The sequence below is a fragment of the Shouchella miscanthi genome (genome assembly GCF_007725405.1).
Lineage (GTDB): Bacteria > Bacillota > Bacilli > Bacillales > Bacillaceae_D > Shouchella > Shouchella hunanensis.
The window spans coordinates 1,119,621-1,145,672 of the sequence record NZ_CP042163.1; the positions used below are offsets into that span (position 1 = coordinate 1,119,621).

At 40.2% G+C, this 26,052-nt stretch carries 30 protein-coding genes; 20 read left to right on the forward strand and 10 right to left on the reverse strand.

Annotated elements, in window-relative coordinates; all coding sequences use genetic code 11:
- Positions 1 to 4 precede the first annotated feature (4 nt).
- On the forward strand, positions 5 to 949 hold the full coding sequence (locus tag FPV17_RS05440; protein WP_081762120.1) for an SDR family NAD(P)-dependent oxidoreductase: 945 nt from the start codon (positions 5 to 7) through the stop codon (positions 947 to 949).
- Here FPV17_RS05440 and FPV17_RS05445 read toward each other — a convergent pair.
- The 4 genes from FPV17_RS05445 to FPV17_RS05460 all read right to left on the reverse strand — a co-directional run bounded on the left by FPV17_RS05445 (position 944) and on the right by FPV17_RS05460 (position 4,121).
- The gene (locus tag FPV17_RS05445) at positions 944 to 1,594 is read right to left on the reverse strand and encodes a DUF6944 family repetitive protein (protein WP_144558414.1); all 651 of its coding nucleotides are present in this window, start codon (positions 1,592 to 1,594) and stop codon (positions 944 to 946) included. The genes FPV17_RS05440 and FPV17_RS05445 overlap by 6 nt on opposite strands.
- A gap of 105 nt (positions 1,595 to 1,699) precedes the next feature.
- A complete protein-coding gene (locus FPV17_RS05450; protein WP_144558415.1) occupies positions 1,700 to 2,083 on the reverse strand; it encodes a thiol-disulfide oxidoreductase DCC family protein in 384 nt (127 codons plus the stop codon).
- 43 nt (positions 2,084 to 2,126) lie between these two features.
- Entirely contained in the window at positions 2,127 to 3,143 is a 1,017-nt protein-coding gene (locus FPV17_RS05455; protein ID WP_367614628.1) for a Gfo/Idh/MocA family protein, read from the reverse strand.
- 75 nt (positions 3,144 to 3,218) lie between these two features.
- Positions 3,219 to 4,121, reverse strand: coding sequence for an AraC family transcriptional regulator (locus FPV17_RS05460; protein ID WP_144558416.1), 903 nt, complete (start codon positions 4,119 to 4,121; stop codon positions 3,219 to 3,221).
- A 111-nt stretch (positions 4,122 to 4,232) separates the two neighbouring features.
- On the opposite strand from FPV17_RS05460, the gene FPV17_RS05465 reads away from it, so the two are divergent.
- The 5 genes from FPV17_RS05465 (at position 4,233) to FPV17_RS21770 (ending at position 9,239) form a co-directional block, all read left to right on the forward strand.
- Positions 4,233 to 4,985 (forward strand): sugar phosphate isomerase/epimerase family protein, encoded by a 753-nt coding sequence (locus FPV17_RS05465; protein ID WP_144558417.1) that lies wholly within the window; start codon positions 4,233 to 4,235, stop codon positions 4,983 to 4,985.
- Between the two features lie 12 nt (positions 4,986 to 4,997).
- Positions 4,998 to 6,104 carry a Gfo/Idh/MocA family protein gene (locus FPV17_RS05470; RefSeq protein ID WP_035394825.1) on the forward strand — a complete coding sequence of 369 codons (1,107 nt, stop codon included), beginning with the start codon at positions 4,998 to 5,000 and terminating at the stop codon, positions 6,102 to 6,104.
- Positions 6,105 to 6,225: 121 nt separating this feature from the next.
- The gene (locus FPV17_RS05475; RefSeq protein WP_035394823.1) at positions 6,226 to 7,797 is read left to right on the forward strand and encodes an acetate--CoA ligase; all 1,572 of its coding nucleotides are present in this window, start codon (positions 6,226 to 6,228) and stop codon (positions 7,795 to 7,797) included.
- A gap of 281 nt (positions 7,798 to 8,078) precedes the next feature.
- Complete coding sequence (manA, locus tag FPV17_RS05480; RefSeq protein WP_437183309.1) at positions 8,079 to 9,041, forward strand: mannose-6-phosphate isomerase, class I; 963 nt, start codon at positions 8,079 to 8,081, stop codon at positions 9,039 to 9,041.
- 27 nt (positions 9,042 to 9,068) lie between these two features.
- Positions 9,069 to 9,239, forward strand: a complete 171-nt coding sequence (locus FPV17_RS21770; protein ID WP_158331975.1) for a hypothetical protein — start codon at positions 9,069 to 9,071, stop codon at positions 9,237 to 9,239.
- A 7-nt stretch (positions 9,240 to 9,246) separates the two neighbouring features.
- Here the strand turns inward: FPV17_RS21770 and FPV17_RS05485 are convergent, their stop codons facing one another.
- Positions 9,247 to 10,764: a BCCT family transporter gene (locus FPV17_RS05485; RefSeq protein ID WP_144558419.1), complete on the reverse strand. Its 1,518-nt coding sequence runs from the start codon at positions 10,762 to 10,764 to the stop codon at positions 9,247 to 9,249.
- A 216-nt stretch (positions 10,765 to 10,980) separates the two neighbouring features.
- On the opposite strand from FPV17_RS05485, the gene FPV17_RS05490 reads away from it, so the two are divergent.
- The 9 genes from FPV17_RS05490 to FPV17_RS05530 all read left to right on the forward strand — a co-directional run bounded on the left by FPV17_RS05490 (position 10,981) and on the right by FPV17_RS05530 (position 18,149).
- The gene (locus tag FPV17_RS05490) at positions 10,981 to 11,823 is read left to right on the forward strand and encodes an ABC transporter ATP-binding protein (protein WP_035394820.1); all 843 of its coding nucleotides are present in this window, start codon (positions 10,981 to 10,983) and stop codon (positions 11,821 to 11,823) included.
- The gene (locus FPV17_RS05495; protein ID WP_035394818.1) at positions 11,756 to 12,544 is read left to right on the forward strand and encodes an ABC transporter permease; all 789 of its coding nucleotides are present in this window, start codon (positions 11,756 to 11,758) and stop codon (positions 12,542 to 12,544) included. Before FPV17_RS05490 ends, FPV17_RS05495 begins: the two co-directional genes overlap by 68 nt.
- A gap of 15 nt (positions 12,545 to 12,559) precedes the next feature.
- Complete coding sequence (locus tag FPV17_RS05500) at positions 12,560 to 13,531, forward strand: ABC transporter substrate-binding protein (RefSeq protein WP_035394817.1); 972 nt, start codon at positions 12,560 to 12,562, stop codon at positions 13,529 to 13,531.
- Positions 13,532 to 13,630: 99 nt separating this feature from the next.
- Complete coding sequence (locus tag FPV17_RS05505; RefSeq protein WP_144558420.1) at positions 13,631 to 14,131, forward strand: DUF1648 domain-containing protein; 501 nt, start codon at positions 13,631 to 13,633, stop codon at positions 14,129 to 14,131.
- Between the two features lie 105 nt (positions 14,132 to 14,236).
- The gene (gene rfbA / locus FPV17_RS05510; RefSeq protein ID WP_060705675.1) at positions 14,237 to 15,106 is read left to right on the forward strand and encodes a glucose-1-phosphate thymidylyltransferase RfbA; all 870 of its coding nucleotides are present in this window, start codon (positions 14,237 to 14,239) and stop codon (positions 15,104 to 15,106) included.
- A 3-nt stretch (positions 15,107 to 15,109) separates the two neighbouring features.
- On the forward strand, positions 15,110 to 15,655 hold the full coding sequence (gene rfbC / locus FPV17_RS05515) for a dTDP-4-dehydrorhamnose 3,5-epimerase (protein WP_035394814.1): 546 nt from the start codon (positions 15,110 to 15,112) through the stop codon (positions 15,653 to 15,655).
- A gap of 12 nt (positions 15,656 to 15,667) precedes the next feature.
- Positions 15,668 to 16,654 carry a dTDP-glucose 4,6-dehydratase gene (gene rfbB, locus FPV17_RS05520; protein WP_035394813.1) on the forward strand — a complete coding sequence of 329 codons (987 nt, stop codon included), beginning with the start codon at positions 15,668 to 15,670 and terminating at the stop codon, positions 16,652 to 16,654.
- On the forward strand, positions 16,651 to 17,505 hold the full coding sequence (gene rfbD, locus FPV17_RS05525; protein WP_144558421.1) for a dTDP-4-dehydrorhamnose reductase: 855 nt from the start codon (positions 16,651 to 16,653) through the stop codon (positions 17,503 to 17,505). Before rfbB ends, rfbD begins: the two co-directional genes overlap by 4 nt.
- 74 nt (positions 17,506 to 17,579) lie before the next feature.
- Positions 17,580 to 18,149: a VanZ family protein gene (locus FPV17_RS05530; protein ID WP_144558422.1), complete on the forward strand. Its 570-nt coding sequence runs from the start codon at positions 17,580 to 17,582 to the stop codon at positions 18,147 to 18,149.
- An 87-nt stretch (positions 18,150 to 18,236) separates the two neighbouring features.
- Here FPV17_RS05530 and FPV17_RS05535 read toward each other — a convergent pair whose 3' ends face one another.
- Positions 18,237 to 18,911 carry a hypothetical protein gene (locus FPV17_RS05535; RefSeq protein ID WP_144558423.1) on the reverse strand — a complete coding sequence of 225 codons (675 nt, stop codon included), beginning with the start codon at positions 18,909 to 18,911 and terminating at the stop codon, positions 18,237 to 18,239.
- A 135-nt stretch (positions 18,912 to 19,046) separates the two neighbouring features.
- Here FPV17_RS05535 and FPV17_RS05540 point away from each other — a divergent pair, with 135 nt between their 5' ends.
- The gene (locus FPV17_RS05540) at positions 19,047 to 19,298 is read left to right on the forward strand and encodes an HPr family phosphocarrier protein (protein WP_144558424.1); all 252 of its coding nucleotides are present in this window, start codon (positions 19,047 to 19,049) and stop codon (positions 19,296 to 19,298) included.
- Between the two features lie 79 nt (positions 19,299 to 19,377).
- Here FPV17_RS05540 and FPV17_RS05545 read toward each other — a convergent pair whose 3' ends face one another.
- The gene (locus tag FPV17_RS05545; protein ID WP_144558425.1) at positions 19,378 to 20,283 is read right to left on the reverse strand and encodes a phosphotransferase enzyme family protein; all 906 of its coding nucleotides are present in this window, start codon (positions 20,281 to 20,283) and stop codon (positions 19,378 to 19,380) included.
- Between the two features lie 215 nt (positions 20,284 to 20,498).
- Between FPV17_RS05545 and FPV17_RS05550 the strand changes: the two genes are divergently transcribed.
- The 4 genes from FPV17_RS05550 to FPV17_RS05565 all read left to right on the forward strand — a co-directional run bounded on the left by FPV17_RS05550 (position 20,499) and on the right by FPV17_RS05565 (position 24,420).
- Positions 20,499 to 22,145 carry a glycosyl hydrolase family 18 protein gene (locus FPV17_RS05550; RefSeq protein WP_035394808.1) on the forward strand — a complete coding sequence of 549 codons (1,647 nt, stop codon included), beginning with the start codon at positions 20,499 to 20,501 and terminating at the stop codon, positions 22,143 to 22,145.
- 125 nt (positions 22,146 to 22,270) lie between these two features.
- Positions 22,271 to 23,266, forward strand: a complete 996-nt coding sequence (locus FPV17_RS05555) for a YdcF family protein (RefSeq protein ID WP_144558426.1) — start codon at positions 22,271 to 22,273, stop codon at positions 23,264 to 23,266.
- Positions 23,267 to 23,329: 63 nt separating this feature from the next.
- Positions 23,330 to 24,094, forward strand: coding sequence for a CpsB/CapC family capsule biosynthesis tyrosine phosphatase (locus FPV17_RS05560; protein ID WP_035398427.1), 765 nt, complete (start codon positions 23,330 to 23,332; stop codon positions 24,092 to 24,094).
- Between the two features lie 29 nt (positions 24,095 to 24,123).
- Positions 24,124 to 24,420 (forward strand): hypothetical protein, encoded by a 297-nt coding sequence (locus FPV17_RS05565; protein WP_035398429.1) that lies wholly within the window; start codon positions 24,124 to 24,126, stop codon positions 24,418 to 24,420.
- A 40-nt stretch (positions 24,421 to 24,460) separates the two neighbouring features.
- Here the strand turns inward: FPV17_RS05565 and FPV17_RS05570 are convergent, their stop codons facing one another.
- Genes FPV17_RS05570 through FPV17_RS05580 form a run of 3 tightly spaced genes read right to left on the reverse strand, consistent with a single transcriptional unit; the run spans position 24,461 to position 26,013 of the window.
- Entirely contained in the window at positions 24,461 to 24,889 is a 429-nt protein-coding gene (locus FPV17_RS05570) for a DUF948 domain-containing protein (RefSeq protein WP_035398432.1), read from the reverse strand.
- A 23-nt stretch (positions 24,890 to 24,912) separates the two neighbouring features.
- Positions 24,913 to 25,320: a DUF5665 domain-containing protein gene (locus FPV17_RS05575; protein WP_246117139.1), complete on the reverse strand. Its 408-nt coding sequence runs from the start codon at positions 25,318 to 25,320 to the stop codon at positions 24,913 to 24,915.
- A 12-nt stretch (positions 25,321 to 25,332) separates the two neighbouring features.
- Positions 25,333 to 26,013, reverse strand: coding sequence for a class I SAM-dependent methyltransferase (locus FPV17_RS05580; protein ID WP_186370740.1), 681 nt, complete (start codon positions 26,011 to 26,013; stop codon positions 25,333 to 25,335).
- Positions 26,014 to 26,052: the final 39 nt, after the last annotated feature.

A 26,052-nucleotide genomic window follows, 5' to 3' on the forward strand; every position in this document is an offset into this window, starting at 1 on the left:
ATATATGATGAAACAAGTGACGGTTTTAGGGGCAACTGGAGGAGTTGGCTATGCATTAACAAAGGAATTGTTAAGTCGAGGAATGGAAGTCGTTGCATTTGCTCGAACAAAAAGCAAACTAACTGCTATGTTTGGAGGGAATAAAAAGGTTCAGCTTATTTCAGGAGATGTATTGAAGGAAACCGATCTCCTTGCAGCGGTTAGAGGGTCAGATGCAGTCTATCATGCCGTTAATTTTCCTTATCAGCAATGGGAAGAAAAGCAGATGGTTTGTCTTAATCGGTTAATAGCTCATGCTGAAAATACAAACATGAGCTTAATACTTGCGGATAATATTTATGCTTATGGTGACAAAGATAGCTATGTAGCAGAAACGTCAAAAAAAGAGCCGTCCACAAAAAAAGGCACCATTCGTCTGCAAATGGAGCAACAATTATTGGAAAGTACGACACCAGCACTTATCGTGCATTTGCCTGACTTATATGGTCCCTATGCGGTTAATACGCTCTTGCATGAGACATTGCGCAATGCTGTAGTAGGGAAGAAAGCGAACTACATTGGCTGTCCAACGATCAAACGAGAATTTCTTTATACACTTGACGCGGCGAAGGCGATTGTCGACCTCTCCTTTCAGAACCGTGTGTACAACCAAGTTTGGAATGTAAGCGGTGTGACAATAAGAGGGGAAGATCTGCTTCAGCTTATTCGTAAAGAAACAAGGACTACAAAAGGATTTCGCGTTGTAAAGAAAAGAATGATTCGACTTCTAGGTATACTTTCACCTCAAATGCGCGAACTTGTTGAAATGATGTATCTAACTGAACGGCCTGTTTATTTAAACAGTGAGAAGTTAGTGAATGAGTTGGACTATTGGCAGCCGACCTCTTTTGAAGTGGGCTTGAGAGAAACGATTAAAGAACTAAGAAATGAAAGCATTCAATCATTATAAAAAGCGGTCGCCTCCCTCATAAAAAAGCCCAGTTAAAACAGCGCCAATTGCTTGAAGAATCGTGCCAATTTCGTAAAACGATTCGCCATTTCCTCCACGAAGCTCTGTTATACCGGCATAGGCCTCGAAGCCGTTGCCAAAAAGTTGTAATAGCGCTGAATAGAGTGTATAGATCTGGAAGCGCGTAGGGTTTTCCGGAGGTACAACACCAAATAGAGCATAAGAAGTGCCAAGTGCTTCGATGAATGATCCTTTTACTTCGGTCTGTATAGCGACCTCTTCTGTTAGATTGCCAATATCTGCGTAAAGGGCAAACAGTGTGCCAATTGTGATGATATAGCTCCCGTATTTGTCTGGACCACCTGATGCAAATCCTTCTGCAACTAATGCATTGCCTGTTGCTTCAAAGCTATTGCCATATATAGAAAAATTCGAACGGAGAGCGTCTTCTAAATCTGCTTGTGTTGTAGCAGCGATGGCGTTAAAAATCGTACCAATGGCACTCACCCACAATCCAAAAAAGATAAGGGAATGATTGTCTTCAGGGCCATCGTCAGTCGCTACTTGAGGTTGATCAGGGTAGCGTCTTTTCTTTTCGTCTCGAAGTAAATCAAAAATAGATCCAGAGCGGTTATCTGTAGACAAGGAATAAACCCTCCTTAAGTCTATAGGCTGTTGTGCTATCATATGCAAAAAGGTAAGAAGGGTAACGCCAAAAACGGCTTAGCGAGGTTAGTGCTAAACCGTTTCTTAAATAAAATCAGGACGTATATATTCAGTTTGACCAAACCATGCGTGTCGTCGATGGGAGACAAATTGGTAGACGATCTGACCGATTGCTTCAACAGCTGCTGGTTTCATTAACAAGGCAACCCATATTAGACTAGGTAATGATGAGAGGATTTCACGAATGGCTGGGAAACCAACGAGCACATGACCGTGTTTTGTTAATACATAGATTTCTTTTTCCATATCAGCAAAATACGTGCGAGCTTTTTGCCTTGTTGAAGGTCGGACTTCTTGAACAGGAATCCAACGTAGACAATTGTCTCGATCAAAAAAACGCAAAGTTTTTTTGATGGTCTGGCATAAAGGACACTGGGCATCGTAGAAAACGGTATGTTGTTGGCTCATATTTTTTCACCTCATCCATCCCATTTCCCTTAGGTTGTTTACGTTAAACCGTTGTATGCTTTTTATTCCCTAATTCAATCCGCTTACCAGCTTCAGATGACTGAATAGCTGCTTCGTTTATACGTGTAAGTAAGCGCATATCCTCTCGTGTTATGCGTGGTTCTTCTCCATTCTCAATGTGCGCAACCCATTGGCTCATCGCACTTGGAGCTTGTTCAGGTAACTCTGGAGTGATCCATCCACTTTCATCTAAATGAGTTGATTGGATACGTAATGAACGCTCTTCAACAAGAATGGTTCCGTCCGTTCCGTGTAATTCAAGAATAAATGGACTCTTTGAGGCGATAAAACCGGCTTCAATGGTTGCGGTTGCACCGGAAGCATAGCGCACGATCACCGTTGCATGATCATCTACAGGTTTGTCTGTGTAGGATGCCATATCGGCATAAAGGGATACAGCATCGCCACCAAATCGATTTGTTAAATAAATAGGATGTGCGCCAAGGTCGATTAAAGCACCACCACCACATTGTTCTTTATTAAAGAAATGAGAAGGGAGCCAACCGTTAGGATGTGATTCTGTAGGAAGCGCTCCACCATGTTCAAGGCGACAACGGATAGATGTAAGCTCCCCAAGTAAACCTTCTTGTAGCGCTTGTTCTGCATAGAGATAGGTTGGATCATTTAAACGCGGTAAAGACAGCATTAACGAGACGTTGTGCTCATCCACACTAGTAAAAATGTCTTCAACATCTTCCTCCGTAAGCGCTAACACTTTTTCGGAAAAAATATGCTTCTTAGCTTTCGCTGCCGCAAGGATGACTTCTTTATGCATGGCGGTAGGTGTGTCTACGATGACGGCATCAACATCTTCTCTTGCTAAGGTATACTCTAGGCTGTTTTCAAAATCAACACCAAGCTCATCCGCCCATCTTTTTCCTCTAGCAGGGTCTTCATCCCAAATCACTGTAATAGCAATTGATGGATTCTTACTTGCTTCTCTAGCATAGTCGTCAGCATGAACATGCCAACGGCTTAATAAAGCAACTCGTATCATCATAAACTCCTCCTCGTTTTGAATTACCATTCATACTAGCTATCGATTTCAAAACTGTCAAGACAAAAAAGTTTTATTTTATAACGACTTACTCGTAACCTTTTTGAAGCGCAAGGGAGATATGTGCTTTGCTTGCTTAAACTGAGAAATAAAGTAACTTGTGTTTGTATAGCCAACAGAAGTGGCAATATCCGTAATCGACAAGTCCGTTGTTGTTAGTAGTTTTTCAGCCTCCGTAATGCGAACGTAATTAAGTAATTCAGTAAAAGAGCGCCCAGTAGTGGCTTTAATTTTTCTTGAGAAGTAGCTATAGCTTAAGTTACATGCATGTGCCGCTTCTTTTGCTGTTAAAGGAGTATGGTAGTTGCTTTCAATTAATTGAAAGGTTTGTCGCATAAGCTGAAGGTCGTCTTCACTCAAATCATCGTTTATGCCGACGGTTATCCCAACATCCCGCCAATGTCTTAGGACAGCTAAAAAGATGGAACAAATATGAATACGGATAGCAAAATCAAACCCAAAGTCCTGCTTTGAAAACTCGGTCATAATGTTTGTAATACTTTTTGGAATACTGGTGTTGGCAATTTCTTCTTTTTGTAGAAGAGTTTGTGGGCTTGATTTACCCATTGTGAACGGTAATACATATTTAGATTCAAATAAGGAGCGAGACGTTGAATATAACACTTCAGGTTCAAGCTTAATAACGATATATTTAACGTCTCCTCCTTTCTCCGCATAGATGCCATGAACCTCTTGAGCGTTGATAATGATTAAATCACCAGGTTTGAGTCTAAACGACTGACCGCTAACAAACACATACGCCGTTCCTGAAAAGCCATAAAGTAACTCGATGGCATCGTGAAAATGAGGACTTGCAATACGTCGATCAGGGAGGCTTTGTTCAATGTGACAATGGATGGGTTGTTTGATTTCATTTTCAAGTAACTTTTTTTCTTTGTATGCTTTACTTTGATCAAACATAAAAATGCTCCTTCATGACAAAAATTTTATATAATTGAATAGTTTTAGTATATAATCAATTGTTGAGTCATGATAGTCTATTAGTAGATTCAGTACATTGGAGGTGGATTGATGCCAAAAATTGGGCTGCAACTATATTCTATAAAAGAACGTTGTGCAGAGGATTTTTTTGGTGCGTTAGAGAAGGTTGCGGAAGCAGGCTATGATGGCGTTGAATTTGCAGGGTACTATGAGAAAACAAGCACGGATCTTTATAACACGTTAAAAGGTATCGGTTTACAAGCAGCAGGCAGTCATATATCAATTGAGCAGCTCGAATCAAATTTGGATCAAGTTATTGAGTACTCACACAAAATTGAAAGCCCTTACATCATTTGCCCAGGTTTACCTGATTCGTATCGCGATAATGCAGATGCTTATAAAAGAACGGCGGAGCTATTTACTAAAATAGGCGACAAAACGTCAGAGGCAGGCATTGCATTTGGTTATCATAATCATGACATTGAATTAAAGAAATTTGAAGGTGAATATGGATTAGATTTGCTCTTTCGTTATTCAGATCCAAAAGCGGTATTTATGGAATTAGATACCTTTTGGCTAGAAGCAACAGGGTTGAAATCTGTCGATTGGATTCGTAAATATAAAGAACGTGTGAAGCTACTTCACATGAAAGATATGAATAATGCACAAGACTTGCGAAATGTAGAAGTTGGATCAGGCATAATGGATTTTCATGCTATCCACCAAACGGCAAAAGCATATCAGGTAGACTGGTACACGGTGGAGCAAGAGGAATTTGATAAGGATGAGTTTGTCTCAATAAAAGAAAGCGCTACATTTTTGCAGCAACTACTTAAAGCATAGAGGTGAATACGAATGGAAAAACGTACGATTCGAATTGGAATTATTGGCTGTGGAGGTATTGCGAATGGGAAACAAATGCCAAGCCTTGTTAAGCAAAAAGGTGTTGAACTCGTTGCCTTTTGCGATATTGTGAAAGAAAAGGCAGAGAAAGCGGCTGCTGATTATGGTGTTGAAGGCGCAGATGTCTACACCGACTACCAAGAATTATTAAAGGATACATCAATAGAAGTTATTCATGTATGTACACCGAATAAATCACATGCACCTATTTCGATTGCTGCTCTAGAATCAGGTAAACATGTTCTTTGTGAAAAGCCTATGGCAAAAACAGCCGCTGAAGCAAGGGAAATGGTTGAGACGGCAAAACGTACAGGTAAGAAATTAACAATTGGTTACGACAACCGCTATCGTCCAGATTCTCAGTATTTAAAGCAGCTAGCAGAAGAAGGCGAATTTGGGGATATTTATTTTGCTAAAGCGCATGCGATCCGCCGTCGGGCAGTTCCGACATGGGGAGTGTTTTTAAATGAAGAAGAACAAGGCGGGGGTCCATTAATTGATATTGGTACACATGCACTTGATCTAACGCTTTGGACACTGGATAACTACAAAGTAAAAAGTGTTGTAGGAAATGTGTACTATAAATTATCAGACACAGAAAATGCTGCAAATGCCTTTGGACCTTGGGATCCAAAAGAATTTACAGTTGAAGACTCTGCATTTGCTTTCATTACAATGGAAAATGGAGCAACGGTCACGTTAGAAGCAAGTTGGGCATTAAATACGCTAGATGTGGATGAAGCGAAAACGACGCTTTGCGGTACTGCAGCAGGAGCAGATATGCGCGATGGTTTGCGAATAAATGGTGAGAAATTGAGCCGTTTGTATGTAACGAAGCCGGACCTACAAGCTGGGGGTGTAGCGTATTACGATGGTGGCAGTGAAACGCAAGCAGACAAAGAAGCTAGACTGTGGATTGATGCGATTCGAAATGACACAGAACCAGTCGTTAAAGCGGAGCAAGCGCTTGTCGTAAGCGAAATTCTAGAAGCGATTTACGAGTCAGCTAAAACTGGGAAAGCGATTTATTTTAATGAGAAAAATCAAGCTCTCGTTTAACGAGTAGAAAGTAGGTCGGATTTCAAACCGACCTGCTTTTTTATTGTAAACAAGAATAGCGTTTTATTCTTTTAAAAAAACTGAATTATTTATATAATGGATGCAAAGAGGGGTGATAAGAATGGTACAGGACACATTAGTTATTCCAGAACATTACAACGTAGCCGTTGAAGTGGAGAAGAATGCGAATGGTAATCAGAAGGCAATACTATGGCAAGGTCAAAACGGCAAGCAGATTGAATGGACATACAAAAGATTAATTGAATCCATGAACCAATATGCGAATACATTCGCATCTCTTGGATTACGTAAAGGAGACCGGGTTCTCTTGTTATTTCCGCGTGTTCCAGAGGCGTACGCTACTTATTTAGCCTGTATAAAAGCTGGATTGGTTATCATTCCTTGCTCTGGTATGCTCCGTGCAAAGGATTTAGCATATCGGATCCAACATGCGGAAGCCGCTGCCGTTATTGCTTATACTGGCTTAACGGATGAAGTTGACAAAATGGATTCTACTCCGACATTAAAGGTGAAGCTAGTCGTTGGTGATCAAAAAAGTGGTTGGGAAGATTTAAGATCGTTAGCGGAAAATGAAAGCGTTTCCTTTGAGTGTAGCACTCATAGAGATGATCTGGCCTTTTTACCATATACATCTGGTACAACCGGAAATCCCAAAGCAGTTGTACATACACATGGTTGGGCTTCTGCCCACCTGCGAACGGCTGCAACGGAATGGCTTGGTGTTAAGCAGCATGATATCGTATGGGCAACGGCTGCACCTGGATGGCAAAAGTGGGTATGGAGTCCATTTTTATCTGTTATCGGAAAGGGCGCAACAGCATTTATTTATGACGGACCATTTGATGCCAAAACGTATTTATCTCTTATCGAAGAGCATAACGTTTCTGTTTTTTGTGCGACACCAACGGAGTATCGAATGTTAGCAAAAGAAGAGACGTTATCTACGTATCGTTTGTCTTCCATTCGGGAAGCTGTTTCAGCAGGAGAACCGCTAAACCGAGCTGTGATCTCTACCTTTGGAGATTTATTTCGTATCACCGTTCGTGACGGTTACGGACAAACGGAAAACACGCTTTTGATCGGGACAATGATTGGTATGGAGGCGAGACCTGGATCAATGGGAAAGCCTACAGCAGGGAATGGCGTGCATATTATTAATGAGGAAGGACGAGAAACAGATGTAGATGAAATTGGCATGATTGCTGTTCATAAAGATTCACCAGCGTTGTTTAAACGATATGATAAAGATGAAGAAAGAACGAAAGCATCTTTTTTAGGGGATTATTATGTAACTGGTGATCAAGCAAGAAGAGATAAAGACGGCTACTTTTGGTTTGAAGGAAGAGGCGACGATATTATCATCTCGTCTGGTTACACAATCGGTCCGTTCGAAGTGGAAGATGCGCTAACGAAACATCCAGCGGTAAAAGAATGCGCTGTTGTCGCAAGTCCTGATGAAATAAGAGGGAGCATTGTAAAGGCGTACGTGGTACTTAATCAAGAACCGTCTTCGTTAGACGAACTTACCGTCACATTGCAAGAGTTTGTGAAGCAAGAAACAGCGCCCTACAAATACCCTCGTCAAATTGAATATATAAAAGAACTGCCGAAAACGATATCAGGAAAAACAAGAAGAATAGAATTACGTATGCGAGAACAAGGAAGAGGTTAAGAAGTAGCATTAGGGCTGTGTGGCAAGGTAGAATATCCTTTTACCATAGCCCTTTTTCGAATGGATCAATAAGATAAGGGATAATGATGATTTGAATGATTTCTACTGAGTGTGAGTCTGTGTAAACGAGCAATGTATAGATTGAGTAGTTTGGAGGGTCTCCGTAATAAAGAGAAGGAGTTTGATTTTTAAGCTAATGTCCTTTTCATGTAGATAATCAGGAAACGAGTAGGGCAAAAACAAAGAATATGGTAGGCTTAAAGAGAGAAAGGGTAAAAGGAGTGAGTGGGTTGACAACAGAACCAATTTTTTTTTCCCCCGTTCTGCAAGAACGAATTTGGGGTGGACAAAAGCTAGCGCAATTTGGGTATGACTTACCGAGTTTACATACAGGAGAATGTTGGGGAATATCTGCGCATCCAAATGGATTAAGTACAGTACGTAATGGGCTTTATAAAGGGAAATCATTGCTTGAGTTATGGGAGAATCATGCGGAACTTTTTGGAGGAAACACAAAAGGGAGCTTTCCTCTATTGGTTAAAGTGCTAGATGCTTCGGCAGATTTATCGGTTCAGGTTCATCCAAATGATGCTCAAGCGGCTCAACTTGAAGAGAATGAAGCATACGGAAAAACCGAGTGTTGGTATGTTATTGAAGCAGAAGAAAATGCAGAGCTTATTTTAGGACATACGGCAAAATCAGAAGCTGAATTTAATGAGAAAATAGAAGCGGGGGAATGGAATGAGCTATTTCATCGCATTCCAATTCGATCTGGCGACTTTTTTCATGTTCCAAGCGGTACGATTCATGCAATTGGAGCAGGAACACTCATCTTAGAAACGCAGCAAAGTTCAGATACAACATACCGCGTATATGATTTTGATCGTACAGACGAAAAAGGAAATAAGCGTCAGTTGCATCTTGAGAAAGCGAAGCAAGTAACGCAAATTCCAGATAGAAAAGCGCGAACAAACACAAAAACGGTAAGAAAAGATAAGGGTTGCACGATTACAGAACTGGTTGCATCACCCTATTTTACAGTGTATCACGGTCAAATCACCTCTTATTGGAATGCGGCGGTTGAAGCCGATTATCTTTTAGTGTCTGTAATTAAAGGATCTGGAGAATTAACGGTACGAGATAAGTCTTTTCCATTAAAAAAGGGGGACCATTTACTGTTACCAGTAGATGCGACAACGTTTGAGATATATGGAGAGCTAGACTTCATCGCAAGCCATGCGTAAAAACGACTGATTCGATAGGGGATAAACATGAATGGTTCGCTTCTTGTCAGCATGTTAGCTGGAATAGTCCTAGGGTTTGTAGCGGCTGAATCCATCGGAGCTTTGTTAGGGTTATGTGCAGGTATACTTTTTCACATTGCTAATAGGCTTGATTCCATACATCAGGTCATAAAAGAAAATGAAAAAAGAAGCGAGTGAGGATGCCTCACTTCGCTTCTTCTTTCTGTTGAATACGTAATAGTCGTTTCGCTGTCAACGGAGCTAGCCAGAGTGTTGGTAGCATAAAGAGGGAAACCGGAACAGCGGTAAGAACGATGAAGGACTGTAGCGAATCAATACTACCTTCACCAATATAAAGAAGTGCAGCAGCAACAGCTCCGAAAATGAGGGCCCAAAAAATCCGGATAAATCGATCTGGTGTTTCCTTCCCAGTTATAATCATTGAAATGGAGTAAGAGATTGAATCTGCCGTTGTTGCTACAAACACGCATGTGACAAAAATAAACAAAAATGCAAATAAAGCACCTAGTGGTAGCTGATTGACAATGGCAAAGATGGAAGCAGGAAGGCCACCCTCATTTAATGGATCACTAACAGATCCAGGTTCGTTCATTTCGTAAAAAATGCCTGTACCGCCAACGACAGTAAACCAGAAGTTCGTGACAACAGGTGCTAAAAATGCAACCGTTAAGAATAGCTCACGTATGGTTCGTCCGTCGGATATTCTAGAAATGAAAATCGCCATAATCGGTCCATATCCAATAAACCAGCCCCAGAAGAAAATAGTCCAGCTTGAAAGCCACCCTTCATCTCCTCTATATAAGCTCATTGGAAAGAAGTTTTGCATGTAAGAGCCATAGCTCGTTACAAATGAATCAATAATAAAACGGGCGGGTCCTAGAATCAAAATGGCAATAGCAAGAATAACTGTAATAATGACGTTAAACCGACTTAACCATTGAATTCCTTTATGGATTCCAGTTGCTGCTGATACTGCTGCAATGCCGACTAAAAAGAAAATCATCGCAAAATGTATCGCAAATGTGTCTGGTAAGCCGAAAAGCATATTCAAACCGTATCCAGCTTGTAATCCTAAAAATCCAATTGGTCCAATTGTTCCTGCACAAGCGGCTAAAATAGAAAAGACATCAATCAGTGTGCCTAAGACACTTTTATGCATAATCTTTTCTCCAAAGAGTGGATAAAGCAGTGCTCGTGGCTTAAGGGGCTGTCCTTTCTTTTTTGCATACATGAGAACAACAACGCCAAGTGTACCTAAAATACTCCAAGCAAGAAAGCCCCAATGCAAGAATCCAGTTGACAAACCAGCCTGAATGGCTGTAGCCGCACTACCGGTTTCACTGTACATAGGCGGAGTATCTAAATAATGATACATCGGTTCGGCCGCTGCCCAAAATACCCCACCACCAGCAAGAAGTGTAATCATGATCATTGAAAACCATTTAAAGAAAGAAAACGTTGGTTTGGATGAATCGCCTAATCGTACCTTTCCTAATTCGGTAAGGCTCATGAAGACGGCGATAATAAATGTAAGAATCATCAGTACTTGCCAGAATGCACCAAAAGTTAAAGATGACCAGGCAAATGCTGTATTGACTAGGTTACCGACGAAGCCTGCATTTACGAGTGAAGCAATAACGAATACGAGTAAAAAGCCACCAGATATCGCAAAGACAGGCCAGTCTAATTTAAAATTTTTCAATTGTTCCTCCTGAATTCAGTCATAAGTTTGGAATGTTATCATACATCCATCACTGTGACAAGTAACAGTAATCTATTCCATTATTTTGAATAAAAAACATGATTTTATCCGAAGCGAATGATTCTAATTGACGATTATCGTGACATCCCTTACACTTAAAAAAAACTATAATTCTTATTATATTAGTAGGTATTATTGGTATTTGGGGGTGCAAAGATGCAAATTCAATTAAATCATGTAGAGAAATCTTTCGAAAAAAATAAAAAACAATCGCTACATGTATTAAGCGATATTAACCTAACCATTAAAGAAGGAGATTTTATTTCATTATTAGGTCCTTCTGGATGTGGAAAATCAACGATCCTTAATCTAATTGCCGGACTTGATACACCCTCTACTGGAGAAGTCATTGCAGGTGGGAAACAGGTGAAAAAACCAGGCAACGACAGAGTGGTTGTCTTTCAAGAAGCTGGCCTTTTTCCATGGATGAATGTCCTTGACAATGTGACGTACGGCTTACGACTGAAAGGCGTATCAAAAGCAGAAAGTGAAGAAAAGGCAATCGAAGGATTGAAAACGGTGCATCTAGGAAATTTCACTAAATCTTTTCCACATGAGCTTTCTGGGGGAATGAAGCAGCGGGTGGCGATTGCTCGGGCACTCGTTATGGATCCAGATATTTTACTAATGGATGAACCGTTTGCTGCGTTAGACGAGCAAACACGAATGGTCTTGCATAAAGAATTGCTTGAAATTTGGGCAAATACAGGTAAAACCATTCTATTCATTACTCATAATATTCGGGAAGCGGTGATGCTTTCCAATCGAATTGTACTTATGGGGACGCGCCCAGGAAAAATAAAACGAGAATTCCCTGTTCAAGCTGCACTCCCAAGAGATCCTGCTGACAGCAATCTAGTTGATTTAGAACGAAGAATATTAGCTGAACTTGAAGAAGAAATGGAGAAAGTGTTGAAGGAGGAGTTTGGAGATGACTACAGCTATAAGACGGATCGTATTCATCGCGATGATCGTGGCTATATGGGAGATAACATCTAGGGTAGGTAACTTCCCGCCAGGCTCATTTCCACCTTTACTATTTCCGTTAGATCCCGGTGGTACAACGGTTATAAATACATTTGTAAGTGGACTCCTATCTGGACAGATTTTAACAGCCACAGGAATTACATTAGGACGATTGTTACTCGGGTTTACCATTGCCATTATTGTCGGTCTTACATTAGGATACTTAATTGCTCGATATAAACTCGTTGACGATACCCTCGGCTTTTTAGTGACGGCACTTCAATCAATACCAAGTATTGTCTGGCTTCCGCTTGCTATTATTTGGTTTGGATACGGAAATGCCTCTTTACTATTTATCGTCACAATAGGGGCTACATGGACGGTGACAGTTAGTTCGAGCACGGGCTTTAAAAATGTACCGACTCTCTATATGAACGTTGCCAAAACCCTCGGATCAGGAGGAAGTCATTTATTGCGAACGGTCATTTTACCCGCTTCAGTGCCTCATCTCATTTCAGGTGTACGGACAGCATGGGCATTTGCATGGCGTGCTATTATGGCCGGTGAACTATTTGTAGCTGCTGGTGGTCTTGGCTATTTATTAACAGTTGGCCGTTCGCTTGGCCAAATGGATTTAGTGCTTTCTGTCATGATTGTTATTGGTATTATTGGAACCATTGTGGATAACCTTGTGTTTTTACGTGTAGAGAGATCGGTACAGAAAAAATGGGGATTAAAACCAGGTTTACATTAAAAGGAGAGACATGCTATGAAAAAAGTAATACAAGGATCTTTACTTGCTTTAGGGGCTGGCATTACACTTGCAGCTTGCGGTAATAGTGCAACGGAAGGGGAAGTACGCATTGCCTATTTTCCTAACTTGACTCATATCTCCACAATTGTTGCATTAGAAAATGACTATTTTGAAGAAGCATTTGGTGAAGATGCTCGTTTTACGACAATGACTGTACCAGATGGAGCGCAGTTTATGGAAGCAATGTCGGCAAATGAAATTGACATCGGTACCGTGGGACCAGTGCCAGCAATGAATACGTACACAAGAAATCCAAGCCATTCCATTATTGCAGGGGCTGTGAACGGTGGAGCCGTTATTATGGCTCGTGCGGATTCAGGAGTAGAGTCTGTTGCAGATTTAGCAGGAAGAAATGTTGCCATCCCGACCATTGGTTCCACTCAAGATATCATGTTACGAAAAGAGTTAGCAGATGCAGGTGTTGACGCAGACGATATTAATTTTGTTCCGCAAGCACCAGCAGATACGTCGATTTTATTTTCACAAGGTGACGCTGATGCTGCTGCCACTCAAGAGCCTTGGGGTAGCTTTCTTGCAGATAATTTAGACGCCGCTTTTTTAGTTGATGCAGACGAATTTGCTTGGGGAGAGGATTCCACTAATACGGTGGTAACCGCAAGTCATGAGTTTTTAGAGATAAATGAAGATTTAGCACGTGCCTACCTACGTGCACATACAGAAGCGGTAGAGTTTGTCGCTACCAATCCTGATGAAGCGGCACAAATCTTTGTGGACCATATTCAAAGAGAAACTGGGAACGAATTAGACTACGACGAAATACGTCTTTCTCTGGAACGCTTATTTCCAACTGTGGATGTAAATGAACAGGTACTTCAAGAAATGGCTGCCATTAGTGAAGAAGCAGGACAAATGGCTAGTACGGACATTGATGGTCTTGTTGATTTACAGTATGTAGAAAATGAATAACGGAATTGAAACGCTTTAGCGAAAGCTAAGGCGTTTTTATTTTATAAAAATGAAACGTTGAGCAAACGGAAGCGTATATTAGGGAGGGGGGAGTTGTATATGATTGAAATAGAGATTCCAGTTGTCCGGACAACGAGACTTGAAAAAGGGATGACAACGATAGCGGCCTTTCTATTGATTGGCTTTTGGGTTATGTTTATCATTATCTATCCTAAGTTGCCGACGGAGGTACCCATTCATTCAGCTTCGTTTACTTCAGAGGCTTATACATATGGCAACAAAGGATTATTATTTTTACTGCCAGTTCTCACAACGGGTCTTTCACTCATGCTGTTTGCATTACGTTTTGTTCCCTCACTCTTTAATTTTCCGATTAAGGTAACAGAGGAGAACATTACGATCCTTATACAGTTAACACGAAATATGGTCGCTCAAACGAATGTCATCATGGTGCTGTTATTTTTATGTGTATTTATCGATTTTTCATTTGTAGCATTTGATCAACCAATAGATGGTCTTGGCTTCCTTCTAATTGGATTGCTTGTGTATTTAGTAGCACTCGTTTTCTATTATTTCGTTATCATCATAAAAAAAGGCTAACAACAAAGCCGAGCAAAAGAAAAAAATCTGCATAAATGATGCAGGTTTTTTGTTTTGCTTGCATAGATTCCTCTATATGGATTTTTTTCTAAGGCGGTGTTTAATCTGAAAGGAATTATACTGGCAGGAGGAAGTGGAACAAGGCTTTATCCTATAACGAAAGCTACGTCCAAACAGTTACTTCCAATCTATGATAAACCAATGATTTATTACACCTTATCTTTACTCATGCTCGCAGGTATTAGGGAATTTCTACTCATTTCTACACCAGAAGATACAGGACGTTACAAGCAAGTGTTGGGAGATGGTGCCCAGCTCGGACTTTCAATTCAATACGAGATTCAACCAGAACCTGGGGGATTAGCGCAAGCGTTTATTATTGGTGAGAGGTTCATAGGGACATCGAATGTCACTCTTGTACTAGGGGATAATCTGTTTTACGGACACGGTTTACCAGATCGCTTAAAGAAGGCGATGCAACAAAACAAGGGAGCAACAGTATTCGGCTACTACGTAAGTGATCCAGAGCGATTCGGTGTTGTTGACTTTGATGAAAAGGGTGAAGCCATTTCAATCGAAGAAAAACCAACTCAGCCAAAATCGAATTATGCAGTAACAGGACTCTATGTCTTCGATCATCGTGTTGTTGAATATGCAAAAGCGATCAAGCCATCAGCTCGAGGAGAATTGGAAATCACAGATGTAAATGTTATGTATTTAAACCAGGGGCAATTGCATGTAGAGAAATTAGGAAGAGGAACAGCATGGTTAGATACTGGCACCCATGAATCGTTGCTCGAGGCTTCGCAATTTATTCATACTGTAGAAAAACGTCAAAGTTTAAAAATTGCATGCATTGAGGAGATTGCTTTTCGAATGAAGTATATATCAAAAGAAGAATTACTTACACTTGCACAACCGCTAAAGAAAAATGAGTATGGTCAGTATTTGTTGCGTATAGCAAAAGGAGGGTGAACAATGGAGGTACATGAAACAAAATTAGAAGGTGTCTATTTACTAGAACCAAATGTGTACGCAGATGACAGAGGCTATTTTGTGGAAACCTATAACGAAAATGTGTTTAAAAAGGCAGGCATTAAAGAAGTGTTTCTGCAAGATAATCAATCGTTATCAAAACAAGCAGGAACGTTGAGGGGTCTCCATTATCAGTTAAACCCTGATTCACAATTAAAAGTAGTTCGATGTGTTACAGGAGCAATTTTTGATGTAGCTGTTGACATTCGTAAAAAATCACCAACGTACAAACAGTGGGTAGGGGTCGTTTTAAGTGAGCACAATCAGAGACAGCTTCTCGTGCCAAAGGGATTCGCGCATGGATTTTGCACGCTAGTGGACCATACAACAGTTGCCTATAAAGTGGATCAACTCTACTCGCCACTTCATGATCGGGGTATTCGCTGGAATGATCCAGAGCTTGCAATCGAGTGGCCGTGTAGTCAACCTATTTTGTCTAAAAAAGACCGTGCGCATCCGCTGCTTCATAAAGCAGAAACTAATTTTTAAAGGGGAATGATCATGAATCTACTGATTACAGGAGGAGCAGGGTTTATTGGTAGTGCATTTGTGCGGTTACTCGCTAAAGATTATCCAGAAGACAATCTGATTGTGTATGATAAGCTAACGTACGCCGGTAATCTCGATAACTTAAAACGAGTGCGTAACGCCATTCGCTTTATACAAGGGGACATCTGCGATAGTCATCAAATAGAAAGCGTATTTTCTACTTATGACATAGATGCCGTTGTTCACTTTGCTGCAGAGTCTCATGTAGATCGCAGTATTGTCAATCCAGGTGCATTTGTACATACAAATATGTATGGCACGCAACTATTATTACATGCAGCTAAACGCGCCGATGTGAAGAAGTTTGTACAAGTATCGACAGATGAAGTTTACGGTAGTTTAGGAGAGACAGGATTTTTTACAGAAGAAACGCCATTGCAACCGAATAGCCCTTATTCGGCGAGTAAGGCAGGAGCAGATTTATTAGTGCGCTCCTATTACGAAACATTTGGAATGAATGTAAACATAACACGGTGCTCAAATAATTATGGACCCTATCATTTTCCCGAAAAATTAATTCCACTTATGGTAACAAACGCGTTGCGAAATAAGCCGCTTCCTATTTATGGAGATGGTCATCAAGTACGAGACTGGCTCCATGTAGACGATCATTGTCGAGGTGTTAATTCCGTATTACGTAATGGTAAGCCTGGTGAAGTTTACAACATCGGTGGGCGAAATGAACGAACGAATATTGAGATTGTCCAGCGGATTGTCCAGACATTAGGCGTATCAGAAGCCCTTATTCATCATGTGGATGATCGACTTGGTCATGATTTTCGTTATGCTATTGATGCGTCAAAAATTGAAAGAGAGCTTGGCTGGAAAGCAACATACTCTTTTAATGAAGGATTAGCGGAAACGATCGATTGGTATATTCAAAATAAAAAGTGGTGGCAGGATGTGTTATCAGGTGCGTATCGGGGGCATACACTATGAAGCTTCTTGTAACAGGAGCCGGCGGGCAACTAGGTTCAGCTATTTTAGCTTTAGCTACATCACAACAGATTCCATGTATTGGGTTGACAAGGGGAGAGCTTGATATTACAGATGTTCGTAAAGTGGAAAGTGTGCTGACCACCATTCAACCTGACGTCATCATCCATTGTGCTGCCTACACACAAGTGGATCAAGCGGAAGAAGATGAGATGGAGGCGTATCGAGTGAATGCAGCTGGAACTCGGAATCTCTGTGTTGTAGCAGAGCAACTAGCCGCAGTTTTTGTGTACGTAAGCACAGACTATGTCTTTGACGGTAGCGCAAAAGAGCCAATTGATGAATGGACCCCGCCTGCGCCACTCGGCGTATATGGGCGATCCAAGCTCGCAGGTGAACAAGCTGTCCAACAATTTCATTCAAAGTTCTTTATTGTTCGGACATCATGGGTCTTTGGACATCGTGGAAAAAACTTTGTGAAAACGATGCTGGCTTTGGCTGAAAAAGAATCTCCTTGCCATGTTGTTGATGACCAAATTGGTTCACCAACCTATGCACCTGATCTTGCCGAAATGCTTTTTGCACTCATCGGGACAAAACGATATGGCATTTACCATGTGTCTAATAGCGGTAGCTGTTCATGGTACGAGTTTGCCCATGAGATTTTTATGAAGCAGGGAGTTCCTGAATTAGTAAAACCTTGCGCAACAATCGATTATCCTACTGTAGCATCTCGTCCTGCATATTCTGTATTTGCTCATAAAAATTTGCAGTTAAATCAATTCCCACTAATGCGACACTGGCGCGAGGCTATTCATGCATTTCTAGATTGTGAAAAAGATAAGAGTTTGTGAGAAAATTTACATTTATAGACGATTCAATATCAAAAAAGCGTATAATGGACGGAACAAAAAAATGAGGTGAGTCTTTGTCACGTCCCGTAAAAGTTACGATTTTCAGCCTTTTTCTACTCATAGCAGTGTCTGTCATTGCGTTTTCAAGTTCTACACCATACGGAAATCAAGATATACGTGGTATATTAAGTCATCTACCGATTCAGTGGATTGAACAAACAAGAATTGCTCACATTTCGTTTCCATATGGCGAGCGAGTGATTAGTTTAGAGTATTTGTCAGTAGAATCATTTGTGGAGTTTTTTCTTCGGAAAGCGGCTCATTTCTTCTCATTTTTATTTATTGGTTTGATTGGCACACGGCTACTTGCTTACTTTACACGCTTACGTTACGCTAGTGCAATGTCGCTATTTTTTGTTGTTTTTTACGCAAGTATTGATGAATACAGACAGTCTTTTACCCCAGGTCGGTCACCGATGATTGAGGATGTACTGGTAGATACGATGGGTGGTCTGGTAGGTATTTTGATTGCTATGTTTTGGATTGTGTACGTACGCTCAATCAAACCATGTGAAGAATGTGGAAATAGTCAAACGAAAACCCATGTTCACAAGAAATGGGAAGACATAAGAAAACAAGCCTAGTAATTACTCTCTCTTGTAAAGGAGAGAGTAATTTTTGTTTACACGAAAAAGACTTACCGTTCACGAGATCGGTAAGCGGCAAGTGATTTAGGAGCTAACTTGTTTCTCAAACTCAGCTGCTTTTTCATACATTTTTGAAAAACGGCGTTCTCCGTTGTACTGGTAAAAACGATATTGCTGAAGTACGTGCTGTTGTTCCAATTCAAATAAGTTAATCGCTTCTTTCATGGAGTCTGCCCGTTGATGAAGAAAATAAGTTTCAAATTTTGCTAGCGCATACGTCTTTAAATAGTACATAGGAATAGTGGTTTGGTCGGTTAGTGTATGCTTCAGCTCGTATTCTACTTCTTTCGCTTCTTTTAAAGCCAGTAATACTTCATTTTCTTTATGATCATAATAAAGCCAACGCTTAAACAACTTATTTATACTCCAAATCAGAAGGAAGTAAGCTAGAATAGGCATGAAAACAAAAAGAACAAACAGACTGATGACTGAAATGAACAGTATATCGATACGAGAAAAGAGTTGATAAATGGTGATAAGCGAGGCTGAAAAAACGGTGTGAAAGACGAATAGATACACTAAAATGGAAACAGCAAACAAGCTGTTTAAGTCTTTAACGTGATACAAACTACGTAAAGGACCTCGTTCAAGTTGTTGTTGTTTTGCTTCCAAATCTTTTTGTTGCTCTAGAATGTCTTCGATCTTTTTTGCTAAAGGGGTAATACGTTGAATATGGGAGAGGCATTGAGTGTTTTGCATGTTGCCACCTTCCTTCTTGTCCTAGTTATTCTATACGTATGTAGAAATGAATCTCACCATGACTGAAAAGAAACTTTCATATGAAGAAGTTTTTCGCATATATATGGAAGGGCAAATAAAGAGGAGGAAGACTTTATGGAAAAGACAGTAAAAGTAGGGTTATCCCAAGGGTTGCACGCTTCTAATGCTGCGGCACTAGTAGAAAGAGCGAGTCAATTTAAGGCAGATGTTCATTTGAAAAAAGGGAATTCGATTATTAATGTTAAGAGTATTCTCGGTTTAATGAGCATCGTGTTAAAGCCAGGAGACGACGTTCAGCTAACGGCTGACGGGCCTGATGAGGAAGAAGCAATAGCAGCTATTGAGGATTTTCTTACCCACAAGTAAAAGCTGAAAAACGTAGGCTGGGGCTAGCCTGCGTTTTTCGTCGTTATGACCAAAGCGTCAACCTAAGAATGGGAAACTACTAGCGAAGGTGAATGAGTTCATCAAAAAGTTGTCTGTTCTCATAAAGCCATAGAAACATGGAGCGATTCTTTTCCATACGTTCTTCATCGTGACTAAAAAAAGCGATCATAACAGCTTCAATGCTTAGAAGTGTTAGCCAGAAAGCCTTTCGTTCTTGGATGGTGAATGGGTTTTCTTGATGATAGGCGCGGAAAAACGCTTTTATTGCTGGAAACCAGCGATCCACATCTGCTGGGCTCGAATAGACATCCCTTAACACACTGGTCGCAAAGTAACATGGGTCTAACACGCGTATATTTTCTTCCACCAATTCTAAATCGATAATGCCATTTACTGTATCCTCAAAATAAAGAAAGTGACGATAGTGAGGATCTCGATGAATAAGCTGAGTTGGAAGTTGTTCCAATAGGAGCATCTCGTCTGCCAGTTCTGTTAAAAGATGAACGACATCAAGGGCAATCGCTTCTTTTTTCATAAATGGAATAATATTATGATATAACGATGTGTAAACGTGACGTTTTCTGAACGGGTGATAATCGCTTACTTCAAGTAAAGCATTGTCTAATTTTGCTAGTGCATAGCCAGATTGTTTTACGAGTGCTTGCTGATCTAAAAGGGTTTCAGCTGCGATTAAATGACCGTCCAAATAGGAGTAAACGACATAAAAACTGTCTTGACTTTGAACAGTATATTCATTAGAGGTTGTTTTTAAAGGAACTGGCACAGGTTGTTCTTTTCTATGCAAGTCTTGAAGAAGTTGAGCTTCCATTCGTGCTCGCTCTTGATCGGATTTCTTTTTTAAAATGAACGTTTTCTTTTCATTTGTATGAATAAAGTCAACTCGATTTGTTACTTTATCTGTGTATCGAATGGATAGTTGGAATGCTTGATCAATTTTACGCATAGATCATCCCTCGCTTTAAAAATAGCCGCAGAACTAAATAGATATAAAGACTATTCTAACACTATAGTCTTGGGAAAACGAAGAAACAATAGCTATTTAGACACATTTCATGAAAATAGGAAGAGAGATTCCTAGTTATATCTGATTATTTGGAAATAAAAAGGAGGATTTTGCAGAATCATTGTGCAATTGTTTTAGTAAAAGGAGGAATGGTCATGAGAATAAAACGAACGTCTTTACTTTTTATCATTATAACGTTATTACTTTTTAACGGAAGTGATCAAGCTACATGGGCAAATGAACAACAACATGAAGCGTTAAAAGTTGTTGGGTATTATCCTTCTTGGGTAGCCGAAGAAAGAGGCTATGAAGTGAAGGATCTCCCAGCAGAGCAAATGACTCATATTATGTATGCGTTTGCCAATGTATGTTGGGAAGGGGTTCACGGGAATTTAGATCCGTCAGGGCCGAACCCTAGAGAGTGGATCTGTGAAGATGAAGCTGGACCGATTGACGTGCCGAATGGAACAATTGTGTTAGGAGATCCAGAACAAGATGTGCGTAAAGTGTATCCTGGTGACGATGAGGAAGAGGCTATTAAAGGGAACATTAATCAACTAAATCAGTTAAAGGCAGAACAGCCTCATTTGAAAACCGTTATTTCTGTTGGGGGATGGACGTGGTCTAACCGTCTTTCATTAGTGGCTGCAACTGAAGAAACGAGAGACACATTCGCTCAATCTGCTGTTGATTTTGTAAGGGCGTATGGATTTGATGGACTCGATTTGGATTGGGAGTACCCAGTTAGTGGCGGGATGCCTGAGAATGAGCGTAGTCCAGAGGATAAGCAAAACCATACGAAACTTCTAGAAGCAACGAGAGAGGCGCTAGATAAAGCTGGTCAAGAAGATGGTAAAGAGTATTTACTTACCATTGCGTCCTCAGCTTCACCTAGTTATTTAGAGAATAATGAAATGGAAAAGCTTGCGAATATTTTAGATTGGATTCAAATTATGACATATGATTTAAACGGCACATGGCAAGCACAAAATGGGCACAATGCGCCTTTGTTTTATGACGAAGAAGCAACTGTTCCTTGGGCAGATGCGTTAAATGTTGATGCTGCGATTACGGGGCATTTACAGGCAGGAGTTCCAAAAGAAAAATTAATAATGGGGATGCCTTTCTACGGATATGGGTGGACAGGGTGCGATGCTGAGAATAATGGCGAGTATGCTTTCTGCGATGGTCCTGCTCAAATTGGAACATGGTCAAATGCCACTTTTGACTATCAAGATTTAAAAGACCATTATGTGAATCAAAATGGCTACAAGCGTTATTGGAATGATGCATCGAAAGTTCCTTTCTTGTTTAATGAAACAGATGGAACCTTTATTACGTACGATGACCCAGAGTCTATTGCCCATAAAGCAAATTATATCGTTGACAAAGGCTTAGGTGGTGCTATGTTCTGGGAAGCAAGTAATAATCGAGATGGTGATTTAGTTCAGGCCATTACCACTGTATTTAATGGGGACGAACAGCAAGGTTGTGATGTTTCTGAATGGTCGGAAAATGCGATTTATGTAAAAGGGGATCGAGTATCAAAAAACGGGTTTATTTATGAAGCAAAGTGGTGGACACAAGGGGATCATCCGCAACATTCAGGAGAGTGGGATGTTTGGAAAAAGGTGAGTGTGTGTCAAGGAGAAACAGAAACGAGCATTTGGTCGAAAGATACAATTTATATAAAAGGAGATCAAGTCGAGCATAATGGCATGTGGTACGAAGCAAAATGGTGGACACGTGGAGAAGAACCTAATCAATCAGGAGAATGGGATGTCTGGAAACATGTAAACTAATAGACCTGTGTAAAAAAGCCGTGTGAAAACGGCTTTTTTTGTTTGCAAGAAACGAATATACGGTGGCGCGTTTGAGACAAGCAAAAAAAAGGAATGAATGGATAAATGGACGAAGGTGAAGTAGCATGAATATCTTTTTATTGTTAGGAATCGTTTGTGGGCTTGTTTTTTTACTGAGTATGCAGATTGAGAAACGTAGTATCTTTAACGGTATGTTTTTAACCTTAAGCTTGCTGTTGTTTTTAGGAAGTGGACTAGCTGTTGTGACAACTGGACCTGTGAGTAGATATGATCATCTTATTCTTATACTCTATTTTCTATTTGCACTCATGCTCCTTTTATTTTTACTTTTTGTGATAGGGTACGTTATACGAAATACATGGAAGTTAATACGAAAAGAAGGACGAAAGCGGAATAATTTTTTTTCACTGCTAGCGAGCTTAGGTATGTTTAGTTTTCTTCTGCTCATCCCGACAACGTTCCTTACCATTGAGCCTCTTGCCATTACCATAACGATATACATTGGGTTTTATGGGTTTCTGTTTCTATCTTTTCTCGTTTCTTCTATTTTATATCGCTACAATCGACCCTATTACAATCAACATTATATAGTGATCTTAGGGGCTGGCTTGTTAAGGGGAAAGAAGGTTTCACCTATTTTAGCAAGTCGATTAGAAAGAGGAATTTATTTCTATACGATGCAAAAAAAAGTGGCACCTCCTCCCCGTATCATTGTGACAGGAGGGCGAGGGGAAGATGAGATTATAAGCGAAGCGGAGGCAATGAAAGCCTATCTAGTTCACAGACATATTCCACCTCAATCAATCATTATAGAAGATCGAGCGCGCAATACGTACGAAAACTTTTTGTATACAAAAAAAATAATACCTGATCACCAAAAAGTCGTGTTTGTTACGAATCATTTTCATGTTTTTCGATCGAGCTTAATCGCAAAACAGTTATCGATGGCAGCTGAAGGAATCGGCTCCCCAACGGCCTGGTATTTTCAGCCTAACGCCTATACGCGTGAATTTATTGCTGTTTTAGCAATGAATAAAAAACCCCATCTTCTATTATTTAGTTGCTTCCTTCTGCTACTCGCTTATTTTTATTTCTCTTAATCGAAGAAAGAAGGAACTTATAAGAACAATGTCTAATTGATGATAATAAAAGGAGGAGTGCATATGTTTGATGTATGGAAAGAAGGACTACCGGAAATTAGTGGTGTTTCACGATCACGCTCAAAGTTACTTGAACAAATCCATTTTCTGCGCGACCGACACATGCAATCGCTCTGTTACATTCCACTTTTTAAACGCGAACATCCTGCAACGTGGGGAGACGAGATTACAAAGACAGTAAAAGCGTATAACGAGAGATTGAATGACATTACGCTCTTACCAGGGCAAGTGTTGCCGCTTAATGACGATCTTCTTACTGACTTGAAAGCGGGCAAAGCAATTCCTCTAAACAAGACTTTATTTGTTCTTGTTACCCTTAATGGAGAAGATCTACAGGGCGCAGCAGAAAAGCTGTACCGACTTGCCGTGGCAGGTTATTATCCGGTATTGCTCTATCCAGAAAAAGATACCCGCATACAAAAGAATCCCGATTTATTATACAAATTAGTGAAGCAAGGAGCGTACACAATAATGGACGCGACAAGCTTACTATCAATAACAGATAAAGGAAGAAGAAAATGCATCCGTGCATTAGTAAGTGGAAACTTAATTCATATGATAGGGAACTATTCAGAAATTTTTACAAAGTACGATGAAGACAAGGTAGAAGAAATAGACATGGTACTATCAAAAATAAATCCAGCGCAAAAGGAACAGATGAAAGAAAACTTGGGGAATTTGCTCTCCTCTAAATCCATTCGAATTGAAGAACCGCTTCATATTGATAAACGATCGATTTCCTCCTTTTTTAGTAAATCAAAGGCGTGATACACTAAAAAGGTAAGGAGGGGCAGAAAATGGAAGAGCTTGCTGAAGATATTATTGTAACCATCCAAGCAGAAGAAAAAGACTGGCTAAGAACGTGGGACGTACAAGGATATATTCCAATGGATCAAGGTGTGCTCTTATATGTAACGCGTAAAGACGGTCAAAAGGTTGTTGTTAGTATTCAAACGAGGGATCATTTCGTTTACCAACTGGAACTATTACGCAATAACGACAAGTTTGATCGCATCGTACTAGGTGGAACTTACGATGTCGAGAAAGATCAACTGGGGGAACAGATTAATCAACTCCTAACTGTGTATCATTAAAAAAGACGAGTCGTCCTCTTAAAGAGGAGACCCGTCTTTTTTATACGTTATTCTGCTGTTTTTTTGCTTTTCGAAAATAATATAGAAAGGCGATGCCTTTAATAATACCAGAAACTTGATCAGGTTGAGCCGTTACAGCTTCTTGTTTCGCAGCATTCACTCTTGTAAGCGTATATGTAGATAAGGCGCTTGAAGCTCGATGTGCAGCTTCTCCAGAATCATGAATGATATCAAAAAGCGGGTTTAGTTTTGACACTTTTTCGTTTACATCCATAATCGTTTCGTTTGTATTATGGAGGGTGACTTTTACTTCACCTGTAATATCGTCTAAACTTTTTTCAAGCTGCGCCACGGTTGTTGCAGTTTTATCAAGGGTTTTCGCCAAATTACGCATAGCTGGTAATAAGCAAATAACGGCGATAAGAAACGCAACCGCAAAAACAAGTACGCCAATTCCTAACCAATCCATTTCTAAAAACCTCCTTCGTCAACTTATCGATTTGCTTCAATGATGTTCGCTAAATTGGCGAGCCATTCCCCAATAATCGGTAATGGTTCGAACAAATTAAGTATAGCAAGAAGTAGAGAGACAAAAAGTGCTACTCCAATCGTTAATCCTACACCTCTAGCAATACCAGCGATTAAGTTTGATTTTACCACTTGTTTTGTATCTGTAAAATGAAAAGCCATATCTTTAAGCCTTCCATTCGTGGTAACATCCTCTAGTTTGTCCAATAATTCATGAAATCGGTCATTTTCATCCGATTGTTTTTCAATTTCACGCTGGCGATGCTTCGATGGCAACATTCTACTTTTTTGTTCATCGGTGAGCGGCAAATGAATCCCTCCAATCAGTTCATCTACCTTACTATAACCGTTAGTTGGGAGGGTTAAACCCAAAGCCACCCGAACTTAAACGGATGGCTTTGCTTTTAACATATATTGATACGCAGTCGTTTGTTCATAGAAATGTGTTGTATTTAGCCCGGCTAATTGTCCAGCTTCAAGTATTTTTTGCATGAGCAGTTGTTGGTGGGGAAACAGTACTTGATTATTCACAATCGTTTCTACTTGATAGCCGCTCGTATGAAATAGCTTTTCAATTTCTGATTTTGTGAAAAATCGAAAATGTGTCTTATCAAGTAAACCAGCATCTACATAATTCCAAGTGCCTTGAATCAACTCCTCAATAATGGATATATGACCGACATTTGGGATGCTTGCGTAAATGGCACTGGTTTTTTTTAAGTATGGTTTTACTTTTGCTAGTACTGACCAAGGATCTAACGTATGTTCTAATACGTCTGCGAAAATAATCGCATCAAATTGTTCATGTTCAAATGGAAGAGGATCAGACTCAATATTCCCCACAGTAACAGAGTCGAGTTTTTTTTCAGCTTGGACGGCAGCATGTTGAAACAATTCAAAGCCATGTACGTCTGCGCCATATGCGGCTTTGATTGCAGCGCCAAGGGCACCTTCTGCACAGCCAATATCCAGTACCATTTCGACCTTTGGATCAATTAAAGAAAACAGCTGTTGGTTTATTCCTTGATAGTAAGCAGTTGCTTTTTTCTCATACTCTTTATCCACCTTTAACGCCTCCATTCCTGCCTATTGTATGCAGTGGTT